Consider the following 15,798-nt stretch of genomic DNA (forward strand, 5'->3'; position numbering starts at 1 on the left):
TTACTAAGAATAGTGAATAGCTTTAAAGCTATTCACTATTTATTTCAAGGGTGCTTCATCTACTTTGTCAACAAAATATTCTGTATCACCCATCCACGAAAACTTCATATACCGTTGTTCATAATGTACACGGATTCTTCTGCCAGTCAGCATCGCATCTTCTAATTTTTTAATAATTGTTGGGTCGTCAGCATCTACTGTAAATGCCCATAGTCTATTGACCATATTGCCCATTTGCCCTTGAGCTCCTTCATTGAGTTCTCCTTCGTAAGTCTTGAAAACGACTCCTTTCTTAGAAAACTTTGAAATAACTCCTGCTCTTTCACCTTCAGAATAAGCAACTCTCGTCAATAAAAAACTAAACATTAGTACAACCACAGCAAGCGTTAATACGCCAATGAATAGTCTTCTAAAGAAAACCATCGTTGCCTGTTTTGCTGAATTCATTCGTTCATTGAATGCCATAATAAAACGTGTTTAGATGTATAAAAAAAAGAATTGAATACACACAAAGATATTCAATTCTTTCATTTTTAATATATGTTATTATTATTTTGAACGAATAGCAATCACAGGGTCTAGTCGGGCAGCTACCCAAGCAGGCACAATACCTGATAATATACCAATAAAGGTAGATGTTAATAAACCAAACATGATATTGCCAAAAGTAAGCACGAGTTTTAGCGAACCAAAATTGATGTTAGACATCAGCCAAACAAAAAATATACCCACTGCACCACCAATCAAACTTAAAAATACAGCTTCAAATAGAAACTGAAATAGGATAAAGTAATTTTTAGCACCCAATGATTTTTGAATACCAATAATATTAGTACGTTCTTTGACAGATACAAACATGATATTAGCAATACCAAAGCCCCCCACTAATAAAGAGAAAAGAGCGATAATTCCCCCACCAACATTCATACTGGCAAATATTGATTCAAAGAATTTTACGGCACCGTCTAGTCGATTGATAGAAAAATTATTGTCTTGCGTGGGTTTTAGTCCTCTTCTGCTTCGCATAAGACCTGTTACTTCGCCTTCCAAGGTTTCTTGACCTTTATCCCAATCATAAGCCTTTACTGCAATATCAGGTTCGGGTTGGTCTTGTTGGAAAAGACTGGCATACGTAGTATAAGGAATAAACGCTCGTTCATCTGGCGACCCTCCCAAACTAATTAAATCTTCTCCTTTTTTCTTCATAATGGCGATAACTTTGAATTTAATGCCATTAATTTTAATCGTTTCACCAATCACATCACCGCGGTCGGGGAAAAGAGCTTCTTTTACTTTCGCTCCTAAAATCACTACAAAGGCAGAATTGTCGGTTTCATTATTTAAGAAATACCTTCCCGTTTCAACAGGTACATCCGAGATTTTATTATAATCTTGACTAACCCCTGCTAAATTAGTTTCCATGCTATTGTTAGCATTTTTCAAGGTAGTTCTTCTGCCATCCATAATAGAGACAGCCTGAGAATTTTCGAGGTTATCAGATAAATATTTAAACTCGTTGTATTTCATACTCGGGCGATTGATGTATTTCCACCAAGGATAGTTGTTACTCATTACCCAAGGCCATTTGCCCACGTAAACCACACCTTTACCGAATGAATCGATTTGTTCGCGAATACCCATGTTCATAGAATCAACAAAGGTAAAAACGGCAACAATCGAAAAAATACCAATCGTTACACCCAAGAGTGATAAAACGGTTCGTAATAAATTAGATCGTAGGGCTTGCCATGCGAAACGTAAGCTTTCAAGTAGTTGTCTGAGGAATTTCATACAATGAGATTAATATTTAACAAGATAAATTTAAAACTACAAATTTTGACAAACAACTATGAAATGACAAATGGAGTTTATTAATAGGTTGAATGGTAAAATGTGGGTAAGACTGGAAAAAAGTTTTCATCAATACCTTTAATAGTTTTTGAATGCCTTAATTTTACATCCAAATTACCAATAAAAGATATGTCTTCTAAAATTACCATTTCAGATTTTAAGTATTTTCAAGAAAGCTTTTCTGGCGAACTTTATTTTGATAACTCATCGCTACACAATGCTCAAAAAATACTATATTCTACAGACGCTTCAGTGTATCAGGAAAAACCCTTAGCAGTGGCCATTCCTAAAAATGTAGCAGATATTAAAGCGTTAATTAAGCTTGCCAACGAGTTCAATGTTACATTGATACCTCGTTCGGCGGGTACTTCTTTGGCTGGGCAAGTAGTAGGAAAAGGTATTGTTGTAGATATTTCAAAATATTTTACCAATGTATTGGAAATCAATCAAGAAGAACGTTGGGTGAGAGTACAGCCTGGGGTAATCAGAGATGACTTAAACGTAATTTTAAAGCCTTATGGATTACTTTTTGGTCCAGAAACATCTACCTCTAATAGAGCAATGATTGGAGGAATGATTGGTAACAACTCATGCGGTTTACACTCTATCGTCTGGGGAACAACCCGTGACCACCTAATTTCAGCCAAAGTATTATTAAGCAATGGTTCAGAAGTAGCATTTGGAGAGTTGACCAAAGCTGAATTTTTTCAGAAAGTACAGACCAATACTTTAGAAGGTAAATTGTATGGAGAAATATTCCGTACCCTGAATAACCCATTTAATCAGGAAGCGATAGAAAAAGCGTATCCAAAGAAAACCTTGAAACGCAGAAATACGGGCTATGCGTTGGATATGTTGATGGAAAGCGAAATGTTTTTAGAAGGTAATAAGCAATCTTTTAATTTCTGCAAATTATTGGCGGGTTCAGAAGGAACCCTCGCTTTTGTCACAGAAGCCAAGCTGAATTTACTGCCTTTGCCTCCACAAGAAACGGCTTTGGTTTGTATCCATTGTAGTTCTATTCAAGACTCTTTACAGGCAAATTTAGTTGCGCTACAACACCAACCAATGGCTTCAGAATTGGTTGATAAATATATTTTAGATTTCACCAAAGGGCATCATTTGTATGAAAAGAACCGCTTTTTTATTGAAGGCGACCCTGCGGCTATTTTGATGGTGGAGTTTATGGAAGAAAGCGACGACGCTTTGAACCTAAAAACGTCTGCCCTTATTGAAGACTTAATAAAAGCAAATGTAGGTTATGCCTATCCCATTGTAAAAGGAGTTAATACCATTCCTGCTTGGGACGTTAGAAAAGCGGGGTTAGGATTAATCAGAAACCTAAAAGGCGATATTCAACCTGTTAATTTAATTGAAGATTGTGCCGTTGCGCCAGAAGACTTACCAGCATATATTGGCGATTTGCAAGACCTTTTGAAAAAACATCAAATCAATGCATCTTATTATGCTCATGCAGGTGCGGGAGAATTGCACGTTGAGCCAATGATTAATTTAAAAACTGAGGAAGGCAAAATATTATTCAGAACAGTGTTGAAAGAAACGGCTGAGTTGGTAAAAAAATACAACGGTTCATTAAGTGGCGAGCATGGCGATGGACGATTGAGAGGGGAGTTCATTGAAAGCGTGTTGGGCAAAGAAGTATATACGTTATTAAAGGAAGTAAAAACACTTTTTGACCCTAAAAGTATTTTCAATGCTAACAAAATTGTGAATACCCCTCCGATGAACGAATTCTTGCGGTATGAAGCAGGAAAGCAGAACCCAACGATTGAAACCTATTTTGATTTCTCTAACCAAGAAGGAATCCTTCGTTTAGCAGAAAAATGTTCGGGTTCGGGAGACTGTAGGAAGACTGAAGTAACAGGTGGAACGATGTGTCCTAGTTATATGGCTACTCGTATGGAAAAAGATACCACGCGTGCCAGAGCCAATATTTTGCGTCAGTTTTTAACGAATTCAGAAAAGGAAAATCGTTTCGACCACCAAGAGGTGAAAGAAATAATGGATTTGTGCTTATCATGTAAAGGCTGTAAATCTGAATGTCCATCCAAAGTAGATGTCGGTAAGATGAAGGCTGAATTTCTACAACATTATTATGATGAACATGGGGTGCCTTTTCGTACAAAAATGATTGGGAATTTCACTAAGTCGCAAGCGATGGCTTCAATTTTTCCATCATTGTATAATTTTATTATTCAAACCCCATTCACCGCTAATATTACCAAAAAAGTGTTAGGTTTTGCTCAAGAGAGGTCTATTCCTACCTTAGGGAAAACAACTTTGAGGGCTTGGGATAAAAAAAGAAAACCACAGAATATTTCAGGCGCCACTAAAAAAGTCTATCTGTTTTGCGACGAATTTACAAATTACAATGATGTTGAAATTGGCAAAAAAGCCATATCATTACTGACAAAATTGGGTTATGAAGTAATTCTTCCCGAGCATCTGGAAAGTGGCAGAACCTATCTATCAAAAGGATTAGTGAAAGAAGCTAAACAAATAGCCATTCAAAATGTAAAAACACTTTCGAGTATTATTGATGAAAACACACCCATATTAGGCATTGAGCCATCAGCTATTCTTACATTACGGGATGAATACCTTGAATTAGTGCCTGCTGAATTGTTGGCAGATGCAGAAAGAATAGCCAAAAATGCCTTTTTAATTGATGAATTCCTCGCACATGAAATTGATAAAAAAGTACTGAGTAAATCGCTGTTTACGAATGAAAAAAGACTTATTAAATTACATGGGCATTGTCACCAAAAGGCATTGTCATCTTTAGTAGCTACTAAAAAGATGTTATCACTGCCTGAAAACTATGAAGTACAATTAATTCCCTCGGGATGTTGTGGGATGGCAGGTTCATTTGGGTATGAGGAGGAACATTATGAGGTTTCGATGAAAGTAGGAGAGTTGGTGCTTTTCCCAACCATCAGAAAACAAGCGGATGATGTTATCATTGCTGCACCTGGCACAAGCTGTCGTCATCAGATAAAAGATGGAACAGGTAGAATTGCTCAACATCCTGTAGAAATTTTGTGGGAGGCGTTGGTTTAAGCATTGATTATTTTGATATAATAAATATCAGTCAGAAAATAGAGAACCCCTTATTTTCTAACTGATATTTGTTTGTGAATATCACTAATATCTTTTCTTTTACTTTCGAAACCTTTCTTTTACGTTATTATTAATATAACTCTTTGATAGCGAATCAAGGTTGGCGTTCCTTTGTCTTTACCTTCTACAATTATATGAATGGTATCTCCACTTTTAGGCTCTGTTGGAATGGTAATACTCGCAGCATTAGGCATTGTTTGTTCAATACTTGCTTTTTCAGGAGACGTTCCTGCTTCTTGATATTGCCAAAATTTAAAATCTACGGCATTGCCGTCTGGGTCAATAGCTGATGCTTCTAACGTGATTTTTGTGCCAGCTTTTACTTTTCGGATATTATTCCCTTTTACAATAATTTTTGGAGCATGATTGGCTTCCTTAAATGATTTAATACACCAATCGGCTCTGGCAGCGAAATCTAATTGCAAGGCTTCAATCCAACGTGTTTGCGGAAAAGAGGCATCATGTTTTTGGGTGAAAGGGTTAAAGTCTGTTACCTGTTTGCCATCTTCCCAACGCAGAGGATTTGTTTTTGATTGAACCATTCTACCACCCCAACCTCCATATTCTGGATGGTCTTTGCTCATTAATCCTACGTCAAGCAATTGGAAATAAGCAGGAGAGTCCCCTTCCGATATAAAATCATATTGAGTCATTTTATATTTCTGAGCATCTGTCATGTTTCCATGGGTATGTTCTTCGTCTCCCACTTGCTTCTGTCCATCACCCCACGCATAATATTTTGCTAGTAAAGGACCATGATGTTGAATGATGTTTTTTCCCATAAATTCACCTCTTAAAAATGGCTGTAATTCATTAGGCACTACTCTTGGCCAAGGGTAGGCAAAACACCAGAACTGGTCTGAATTATAGAAAACCTTGATATCAGGCCAATTTGGAGCTACATATTTTTGATAAGTAGCGTCTTGGTCGAGCACGGCATAAATAATGGCTTTATCTGATACTTTTTTATAAATGCTAGCCCACTGACTAGTATTTTTGTAGGTGTCTTCAATAGATTTTAAGGCACGCGCTACGGTATTGGTTCCTCCCCAAATTTGTAAATAAACGGGCTGAGGATTATTATCTAATAATATTTTTTTAATCCATTCCGACCCCTCGGTATCTTTATCCATTTCACCTTCAAAATCAATATTGCCTACCTTTATTAATTTCCTTAAAGCATTGGCACTAGGATAATTCTTATCGTGTTTCAATAAATTAGGATGAACCTTTTCATATTCGTCTAGTAATTCTTGTATCCAAGTAGTGCCTGGCCAACGTAGGGCTATACGTTTACCATATCTTTTTGCAGTATTTTCCATCTCAGATGTAAACATTGTGTCTTTGCCATCTCCTTTATAATGCCATTGCGAGCTACTGTAAACCAGTCCTTCGATGTTGAATTCATTAGCATATAATAACATTCTGATGAAGGAATCAACATCATCTATTTCTCCGTCTGTTGTAATGATGGTACGGCTTTTTGTGTTTATATTGCTTTTTTGTGACCAAGTATCTGAAGAATGCTCTAAAATAAAAGCGAGACTCATTAAAAAGAAAAGAATTACTTTTGTTTTCATTTATTTTATAGTTTTCTTGTAATTGTATGAATAATAGAAGATTTTATTGTTATTAATTTATTGTACGAAGGTAAAAGTAAAATAAATATTTACGAATATTTTTTATATTTTTCTTTTGTTTTTGTTTTATTTCATTTAGTTTTGTTTCAACAATCAAGAATATGTTACCGAATCAGCGTAGAGAAAAGATTTTAGACCTCTTGAAAGAAGATGGTTTAGCTAAAGTAACTGATCTTGCCAGATTGTTTAAAGTCACAGAAGTGACCATTCGTCAGGATTTAGAGAAATTAGAAAAAGATGATTTAGTCATCAGAGAACACGGTGGAGCTTATTTGAAAAATATTGAAGACCATGTTCGTGAATTTACTGTTGCACATAACGACCTAAATGTTCAGCAGAAAGAAAAAATAGCCTTGAAATGCCTAGAGTTTATTTCAAGCGGTGATACCATAATTTTAGATTCAGGTTCTACAGTAACCGAAATAGCCAAAAAACTGAAAGGCTTTCGGAACCTTACGGTCATTACAAACGCCCTGAACATTGCAATGATGCTAGGTACTGAGCCAGGAATAGAAGTAATTATGACTGGTGGAGAGTTTAAGCCACCCACTTTGTCGTTAACGGGACAAAAAGCGGCCGACTTTTTTAAAGGTATCAATGTACAAAAGTTGTTTTTAGCCACAGCAGGAATATCCCTAAAAGCTGGTTTGACTTACCCAAGCATTAGTGATATTGTGGTGAAAAAAGCGATGATAGATGCCGCAGAGACTACCTACTTGGTGGCAGATTCTACCAAATTTGGAAAAAGTGCTTTTGCCAGTTTGGGAGCGCTATCACTAATTGATTATATCATTACCGATAATGAGATTAATCAGGATGATAAATTACATTTTGAAAAGAACGAAATAGAAATAATAATTGCCGATTAGCTGAACGAAAACAATATGATGCACTGAATTCTCGTGAATTCTTGATGGGATACGTATGTATTATCGAGTAGGCTAGTTGTAAAATGTAAGTCATCGCTATGGAAAAAAAAATCACATTGGGAATTATCATCGGAAACAGAGACTTCTTTCCTGATAGTTTAGTGGAAAAAGCTAGGGTAGAGGTAATAGAACTTTGTAACACACTCGGGATAAATCCTATTGTTTTAGACAGCAATACGACCAAATTAGGAGGAGTAGAAACTTTTCAAGAAGCCCAAAAATGTGCTAATCTTTTTAAACAACACGCCGAAGACATCATCGGGGTGTGGGTAGTACTACCAAACTTTGGGGATGAAAAAGGAGTAGCAGATAGTTTGAAATTGGCAAATCTTAATGTACCCGTATTAATACAAGCCTATCCAGATGATTTAGACAAGTTGGACGTTGCTCGCAGAAGGGATGCTTGGTGTGGTAAGATTTCAGTATGTAATAACTTATACCAATACGGAATTAAATATACCCTGACCACCAAACACGTAGTTCGCCCTAATGATGAAGGATTTATAACAGACCTCAAAGCTTTTTTATCAGTATGTAAAGTGGTAAGAGGTTTAAAGAATGTACGTATAGGGGCTATCGGTGCCAGACCAGGAGCTTTTAATACGGTAAGATATAGTGAGAAAATTTTACAAAGAAATGGTATTTCTGTAGTTACTTGCGACCTCTCAGAAATACTAGGTAACGCCAATAAATTAACTAAAGACGATGCCATTGTTAAAGACCGTCTGGATAAAATATTAGCTTATACGCCTATCGGTAAAACCCCTAATGAAGCCATGATTCAGATTGCTAAATTGGATGCAGTCTTGAATAATTTTATGCTAGAACATTCATTAGATGCCACTGCCATTCAATGTTGGACGTCGCTACAGAAAAATTATGGCTGTAACGTATGTACCAGTATGAGTATCATGAGCGAAAATATGTTGCCAAGTGCTTGTGAGGTAGATGTAACAGGAACGTTAAGTATGTATGCTATGCAATTGGCATCAGGCTCGCCGAGTGCTTTGGTAGACTGGAACAACAACTATGCTGATGATGATGAAAAGTGTGTTTTATTCCACTGTGGCAACTGGGCAAAGTCTTTCTTGCCTGATATTCAGATTAGTAATGCACCTATTTTGGGTACGTCGGTAGGAGTAGAAAATACTTATGGAGCCTTAGACGGTCGAACGCCTGCCATGCCGTTGACCTACGGAAGAATCAGTACAGATGACCCTAAAGGTATCATCAAAGCATATATAGGCGAAGGAGAATTAACAGACGATGCCCTCAAAACATTTGGTAATAGAGCCGTAGCACAAATCAATGATTTACAAGGGTTGATGCAATATGTTTGTAGAAATGGCTTTGAACATCACGTAGTAATGAATGCCTCAAAAACTGCTGGGATTCTGAAAGAATCTCTCGGTAATTATATGGGCTGGGAGGTTTACGAACACCGTTGAGGAGGGAATAATTGTGAATGAGTGAATTGTGAATTAGTGAATTGTGAGTGAGCGATTAATAAAAAAATTGTTTTACTCACAACTCACTCACTCACAACTCACTCACTCACTCAATCACACTATATCTTATGACAACCAAGGAATTACAACTAAAATCGGTTGAATATCGTAAAAAAATTCTTCAGTATATTTATCAAGCCAAGGCAGGTCATACTGGGGGTTCTCTTTCTTGTATAGATATTCTGAATGTATTATATAATGATGTACTAAACGTAAGCCCTGAAAATTTTAAATCAGGATTACGTGACAGGTATATCCAAAGCAAAGGTCATTGTGTGGAAGCCTTATACGTAGTATTAGCAGATAAAGGATTTTTCCCAGAATCAGCCCTTGAAACACTTTGCCAATATAAATCGTACTACATTGGTCACCCTACTAAAAAAGTAAATGGTGTTGAGCAAAATACTGGTGCTTTGGGTCATGGACTTTCAATGAGTTGTGGGAATGCCTTAGCGGCTAAGTTGGATAATGCTGATTATAAGGTATTTACCTTGTTAGGAGACGGCGAATTGCCAGAAGGAAGTAATTGGGAGGCTGCATTGTCAGCAGCACATTATAAGCTAGATAATTTATGTGCAATTGTAGATTTGAACGGTTTGCAGATTACGGCACCAACCAAAGAAGTGTGTAATACTGAACCGTTGGATAAAAAATTTGAAAGCTTCGGTTGGGCGGTACGCATTATTGATGGAAACGATATAGAAGCCTTACAAGAAGCTTTTAATGCCTTGCCTTTTGAAACAGGAAAGCCTAGTGTAATTATCGCTCAGACGGTGAAAGGCAAGGGGGTAAGTTTCATGGAAAATAATTTGAAATGGCATCATGGTGTACCATCGCCTGAACAATATCAGCAAGCTATCGAAGAATTGACGACTGTTCAAGAAAGTCTTTTAGAAGTAGCTTAAAACCTTAAATCGCTTAAGAACTTGGGAGCAACGATTGATAATATCGCCACGACAGACAAAGCCAACTTGGATATTTTTTCAGAAGTACTCCAGACGTTGGCTGAAACCGACAAGAATTTATTAGTTGTTACTAGTGATTCGAGAGGCTCAGGGAAATTAGTTCCTTTCGGACAAAAATATCCTCAGCAAATTGTAGAGGTAGGCATTGCTGAACAACATTTGGTAGGTATGGCAGCAGGGTTGGCCTCGTCGGGTAAAAAAGTTTTTGCGGTTTCACCCGCTTGTTTCCTCACAGCCAGAGCTTTAGAACAAATCAAAAACGATGTTGCTTATTCTAATAACCCTGTTAAATTAATCGGAATTAGTGCAGGCGTAAGTTATGGCGCTTTGGGAAGTACACACCACAGTTTACACGACTACGCTGTGATGCGAGCTATCAATAATCTTACGATTGTAGCACCAGCAGATAATTTTGAAACAGCTGAAGCTATCAGACAGGCTGCATCAATAGATACGCCTTTTTATATTCGTTTTGGTAAAAAAGTAATGCCTCTTTTAAGTGAAACCAATACTGAATTTGAGTTTGGAAAAGGAAGAGTTATCAAGGAGGGAAAGGATATCGTACTGATTGCCACAGGCGAAACCGTATATCCTGCCTTGCAAGCAGCACAGGCATTGGCTAAAGAAAATATAGATGTTGCCGTAATCAGTATGCATACGATTAAACCACTCGACACAGCACTGATTGCCAAATATGCTTCGCAATGTAAGGCAATAATAACAGTGGAGGAACACAGCATTTATGGTGGTTTGGGAGAAGCATGTGCTTCATTTCTACTCCAAAATCAATTTAATAAACCTTTCAAAATCATTGGCTTACCAGATGAATATACTGTAAGTGGTTCTCAGAATGAGATTTTCAAGCACTATGGCATTTCGGAAGCTGGCATCATAAACGAGGCTTTGAAATTGTTAGGAAATAAATAAAAAAATACCCTCTTATTCTATTTAAACAATGAAAATGCTTATTAAACATCTTTTTGTTTACACTTTTTTGTTCATTATTCAGCATGCTGTTAATGCGCAGTCAACGGTTGAACAGTGGGGAAGATTTGAATTGACTTTAAAGCATAAACCGAACGGAAATGCTTTCACTGACGTAAATCTCAAAGTAACATTTACTTCTAAAGATACTGCATATACAGTCGCAGGTTTTTATGATGGCAATGATACTTTCATTGTGCGTTTTATGCCATCCAGAACGGGTGAGTGGAAGTATGTTACCCAAAGTAATGTAGCAACACTAAACAACAAAAAAGGACAGTTTGAATGTATCAAGGCTACGGGCAATAATCATGGGATAGTACAAGTGAGTGATGTTTATCATTTTAAATATGCCGATGGCAAGCGATATTATCCACTAGGAACTACGTCTTACGCTTGGACACACATGCCAAATGAAGTGCAGGAAATGACGCTTAATACCTTGAAAAATACAGGGTTTAATAAAATTAGGATGGGTGTTTTTCCTAAAAACTATGATTTAGTCAAAGAAGAACCAACGCTTTTTCCGTTTGTTCTTAAAGAAATAAAAAAAGATGCAAAAGGAAAGGAAGTAAAGGTATGGGATTATTCAAACTTTAATCCCGCATTCTTTCAGCATTTGGAAAAAAGAATTGATAATCTGGGTGATTTAGGCATACAGGCAGATTTAATTATTTTTCACCCTTATGATAAAGGTAGATGGGGGTTTGATGAAATGCCCATGGAGGCGAATCTACATTATATTCAATATTTAACTGCCCGTTTATCATCTTTCCGAAATATATGGTGGTCATTAGCGAATGAATATGACTATGTAAAAAGCAAAACTGATGCAGATTGGCTTACGCTTACTAAAGCCGTTGTAAAAAATGACCCGTATCGACATTTATGTTCCATTCATGGTAGCACAGCCAAATATTTTGACTATTGGCGACCAGAATTTACCCATGTTTCTGTACAAGACGAAGCTCCTGTCATGAATTGGGGAGCTGCTTCTATCGCTAGAAATATTTATAACAAGCCCGTTATTTATGACGAAGTGGGCTACGAAGGAAATCTGAAACATCGTTGGGGGCGTTATAGCGGAGAAGAAATGACTCACCTGATTTGGATGGGAATCATCGGAGGAACTTACGTTACGCATGGCGAATCATATATGTTCAAAGACCTGCGAGATACCATTTTCTGGGCAAAAGGGGGTGAATTGAAAGGCACAAGCTGGAAACGAATCGGTTTTCTGAGAAAAGTTTTAGAGGAATCAAACGGAATCCTTGAACCCGCAGATATGAGCAGAGATGCCAAAACCGCTACTACTGGCAAAGGTGTTTATATTGTTTATTTAGGGAATGAAATAAACAATAAATGGCTATTTAATATACCCCACAAGAATGCCAATTTTGAAAGACCAGTAAAGGGGAATCGTTATAAAGTAGAGATTATCGATACTTGGGACATGAGTATCAAAGTAGTTCCAACAACTTTTGAGCTTTCAGAAGTGAATGATTATCGTTTCTATGACAAAGACTTGAAACAAGTAAGAATTCCCTTAAAGCCATATTTAGCCTTACGGATTACAGAAATTCCTAAACTATGAAAAATTATATATTCTTATTATTGTTGTTTCTAGTGGGCTGTCAGCAAAAGAATCCCTTGCAAGGACCTAAGAAAATGGCGATTGTGGTTTCGACACTGAATAATCCTTGGTTTGTATTTTTGGCTGAAAATGCCGCTGCAAAAGCCAAAGAATTGGGCTACGAAACAAAAATATTTGATTCTCAGAACAATACAGCCTTAGAATCAGACCATTTTGAAAATGCCATTGTATCAGGTTATCAAGCAATTTTATTTAATCCCACTGATGCCGATGGAAGTGTAGTGAATGTTCAAAAAGCAAAAGATGCGGGTATTCCAGTATTTTGCATGGATAGAGAAGTGAATTCTCCAGATGCGGCCACCTCACAAATTTTATCAGATAGTTTTTCGGGAAGTGTAGCCATTGGTAAATTTTTCGTTCAACAATTGCATAAAAAAGGAAATTATGTAGAACTACTCGGTTTAGTAGGTGATAACAATACGTGGGCTCGTTCAAAGGGTTTTCATAGTTTAGTTGATAATTATCCAGGCCTTAAAATGGTCGCTCAGCAAAGTGCCGATTTCGACCGTAATAAAGCGATGGAAGTAATGGAGTCTATCTTGCAAGCTCAACCCAATATTGATGCGGTATTTTGTGGAAACGATGCGATGGCCATGGGAGCATATCAGGCATTAGCAGGTGCAGGTAAGGCCAATAAAGTAAAAGTGTTTGGTTTTGATGGGGCTGACGATGTCGTTGCAGCGATTAAAGACGGGAAAGTAGCAGCCACAGGCATGCAATTTCCGAAAGTGATGGCACAAATGGCCGCCGTTTACGCAGATGAATATTTAAAGGGGAAAAGAGATTTTCCAGCTAAAATTCCAGTGGCAGTAGAATTAGTGACCAAAGAGAATATCAATCATTATACTGCTTTTGGTAAAAAGTAATTGAATTTTCAGAATAGTGAATATTATCAGCTATTCAGCCTCAGTAATCATTTAACCTTATCACTATGCGAATCGTCAAAATTGTTGTCGCTATCATTGCATTACTTTTTATTGGTTACCATTCTATCGAAATCAAAAAACTAGATGAGGTAAAAAGAGCCTCCGCTGAAAAATTTGATGCCTTAGGTTTTGCCCGTAATTTTTTACAAAAAACACTTCCACCAAGTTTTATTAAAGCACCCGATGTAGTTACACTGTTAGAAGCACTAAAAACAGCACCTAAAGAAGCATTTCAAAAGATGTCGAATGCAGTAGCCATTGGAAATATCAGGTATTTTTTGGTGAAGGGACAAGGACACATCACTAAGATTCAAGATGATGAAGTACAGGTATTATTAACCAACAATAATCAACCTGTCAGCATAACGCTTGCTACAGAATTTATTTATGGAAATGCCATTCGTGATGCAGCGGGCGTATTTGATATTAAGCCGTTTACTAATACTACAGACATCAATAATATTTCATCTGAGATTAATAAAATCATTAGAACAGAGCGCGTACCTGCTTTTAGAAAGCAAATCAAGGTAGGAGATACTATTCAGTTTGTAGGAGCTTTAGAAATGAATCAAGAATATATTAATCTTCAGCATCTTGAGATTTTGCCCATAGAATTTAACAAAATATAAAGTTCAATGACATTATCGGCCAAAAATATAACAAAAAGGTTCTCGGGTGTTACTGCACTTGATACTGTTTGTATTGATTTACAAGCAGGAAAAGTAAATGCCATTATCGGTGAAAACGGAGCGGGGAAGTCAACATTGATGAAGATTTTGAGCGGTGTTTATACCGATTATGAAGGGACGATTTACCTACACAATAAACCTGTAAAGTTTACAAGTACTAAAGAAGCCGAAAATGCTGGTATTGCTATCATTCATCAGGAATTAAATATGATTCCTTACCTGAGTGTCGTTGAGAATATTTTTTTGGGCAGAGAAGTAATCAATGCTTTCGGACTGTTGGACAAAGCTTTTATGCTTAAAAAAACACAAGCCTTGTTGCAAAAGCTATGCCTAAATATTGACCCCAATACACCCGTAAGAAACCTTAAAGTTGGCCAACAACAGCTTATTGAAATTGCTAAAGCACTGCTGGTAGATGCCAAAGTAATTATCATGGACGAGCCCACGTCGGCCATTACTGGAGCCGAAGTAGATGTTTTGTTTAAAATAATTGATTCTTTAAAAGCAGAAGGTAAAGCCATTGCTTATATCTCACATAAACTGGACGAACTCTTTAAAATAGCTGATACCTACACCGTTTTGCGTGATGGAAAAAGCATTGAGTCGGGCGAAATGAGCGCTGTAACTCGCGATAATATCGTTTCAAAAATGGTAGGACGCGAATTGGTGATGATTCCTAAGAAAAAGCAAGATAACAATAGAACAGAATTATTGAGGGTAAATCATCTAGGAATAAAACATGAGTCATTTAAGAAAAATGATTTATTGAATGATATTTCCTTTGTATTGCATAAAGGCGAAATCTTAGGCATTTTCGGGTTGATGGGAGCGGGCAGAACAGAACTATTTGAAGCCATTTTTGGCTTAGCTCCTCGCAAAGTATCTGGCGAAGTATTAATGGAAGGTCAGCGACTTCATATTCATTCCCCTGCCGATGCCGTAAAAGCAGGTTTGGCACTGGTAAGCGAAGACCGAAAGAAAGATGGTATTGTGCCAGAGTTGAGCGTTAAACAAAATATTTGTATTACCACGTTGCCTGATTTACTCAGCAACGGAGTACTGGATAATAAAAAAGAGAATAATCTGGCGGATAAATATATCCAAGAATTAAGGATAAAAACCTCCTCATCTGATCAGCTCATTAAAAACCTAAGCGGAGGAAATCAGCAAAAGGCTATCCTCGCCAAATGGTTAGCTACCAAACCGAAAGTATTGTTGCTGGATGAACCAACGCGCGGTATAGACGTAAATGCCAAAGCAGAAATTTATAAGCTTATCAATCAACTAGCAGAATCGGGTTTGGGTATTATCATGATTTCATCTGAATTGCCAGAGATTTTTGCCGTAAGCGACAGAGTAATTGTATTAAGCGATGGAAAGGTAACGGGCGACTATGCAATCAATGATGCATCAGAAGAGATTTTATTAAAAGCAGCCATTGCCTAAGTGATAATTGTGAGTGATGAATTGTGAACCTAAAACTGTCATTGCTTAATATACAAAAAGCCATA

Annotated in this window: 12 protein-coding genes; 9 read left to right on the top strand and 3 right to left on the bottom strand. The window is 37.1% G+C overall.

Annotation, left to right across the window (positions count from 1 at the left end; genetic code table 11):
• Nucleotides 1-39 precede the first annotated feature (39 nt).
• The gene (locus AC07N0_RS15015) at nt 40-465 is read right to left on the bottom strand and encodes a DUF8785 domain-containing protein (RefSeq protein WP_492799064.1); all 426 of its coding nucleotides are present in this window, start codon (nt 463-465) and stop codon (nt 40-42) included.
• A gap of 84 nt (nt 466-549) precedes the next feature.
• Nucleotides 550-1,791, bottom strand: a complete 1,242-nt coding sequence (locus tag AC07N0_RS15020; protein ID WP_492799065.1) for an ABC transporter permease — start codon at nt 1,789-1,791, stop codon at nt 550-552.
• 189 nt (nt 1,792-1,980) lie between these two features.
• On the opposite strand from AC07N0_RS15020, the gene AC07N0_RS15025 reads away from it, so the two are divergent.
• Entirely contained in the window at nt 1,981-4,932 is a 2,952-nt protein-coding gene (locus AC07N0_RS15025; protein WP_494589806.1) for an FAD-binding and (Fe-S)-binding domain-containing protein, read from the top strand.
• Between the two features lie 119 nt (nt 4,933-5,051).
• On the opposite strand, the gene AC07N0_RS15030 is transcribed toward AC07N0_RS15025, so the two are convergent.
• Entirely contained in the window at nt 5,052-6,572 is a 1,521-nt protein-coding gene (locus AC07N0_RS15030; protein ID WP_494589807.1) for a DUF1593 domain-containing protein, read from the bottom strand.
• Between the two features lie 161 nt (nt 6,573-6,733).
• Here AC07N0_RS15030 and AC07N0_RS15035 point away from each other — a divergent pair, with 161 nt between their 5' ends.
• The 8 genes from AC07N0_RS15035 (at nt 6,734) to AC07N0_RS15070 (ending at nt 15,733) form a co-directional block, all read left to right on the top strand.
• Nucleotides 6,734-7,501 (top strand): DeoR/GlpR family DNA-binding transcription regulator, encoded by a 768-nt coding sequence (locus AC07N0_RS15035; RefSeq protein WP_492799068.1) that lies wholly within the window; start codon nt 6,734-6,736, stop codon nt 7,499-7,501.
• A 98-nt stretch (nt 7,502-7,599) separates the two neighbouring features.
• Nucleotides 7,600-9,009, top strand: a complete 1,410-nt coding sequence (locus tag AC07N0_RS15040; protein WP_494589808.1) for an L-fucose/L-arabinose isomerase family protein — start codon at nt 7,600-7,602, stop codon at nt 9,007-9,009.
• Nucleotides 9,010-9,137: 128 nt separating this feature from the next.
• On the top strand, nt 9,138-9,974 hold the full coding sequence (locus AC07N0_RS15045; RefSeq protein WP_494589809.1) for a transketolase: 837 nt from the start codon (nt 9,138-9,140) through the stop codon (nt 9,972-9,974).
• Between the two features lie 21 nt (nt 9,975-9,995).
• Nucleotides 9,996-10,961, top strand: coding sequence for a transketolase family protein (locus AC07N0_RS15050; RefSeq protein ID WP_494589810.1), 966 nt, complete (start codon nt 9,996-9,998; stop codon nt 10,959-10,961).
• A gap of 28 nt (nt 10,962-10,989) precedes the next feature.
• Entirely contained in the window at nt 10,990-12,612 is a 1,623-nt protein-coding gene (locus AC07N0_RS15055; RefSeq protein WP_494589811.1) for a DUF5060 domain-containing protein, read from the top strand.
• Nucleotides 12,609-13,538: a D-ribose ABC transporter substrate-binding protein gene (locus tag AC07N0_RS15060; RefSeq protein ID WP_494589812.1), complete on the top strand. Its 930-nt coding sequence runs from the start codon at nt 12,609-12,611 to the stop codon at nt 13,536-13,538. Before AC07N0_RS15055 ends, AC07N0_RS15060 begins: the two co-directional genes overlap by 4 nt.
• 65 nt (nt 13,539-13,603) lie before the next feature.
• Nucleotides 13,604-14,227: a DUF2291 domain-containing protein gene (locus AC07N0_RS15065; RefSeq protein ID WP_494589813.1), complete on the top strand. Its 624-nt coding sequence runs from the start codon at nt 13,604-13,606 to the stop codon at nt 14,225-14,227.
• Nucleotides 14,228-14,233: 6 nt separating this feature from the next.
• Nucleotides 14,234-15,733, top strand: a complete 1,500-nt coding sequence (locus AC07N0_RS15070; protein WP_494589814.1) for a sugar ABC transporter ATP-binding protein — start codon at nt 14,234-14,236, stop codon at nt 15,731-15,733.
• Nucleotides 15,734-15,798: the final 65 nt, after the last annotated feature.

This window comes from Arcicella sp. GW821-FHT09D11 (assembly GCF_059416265.1).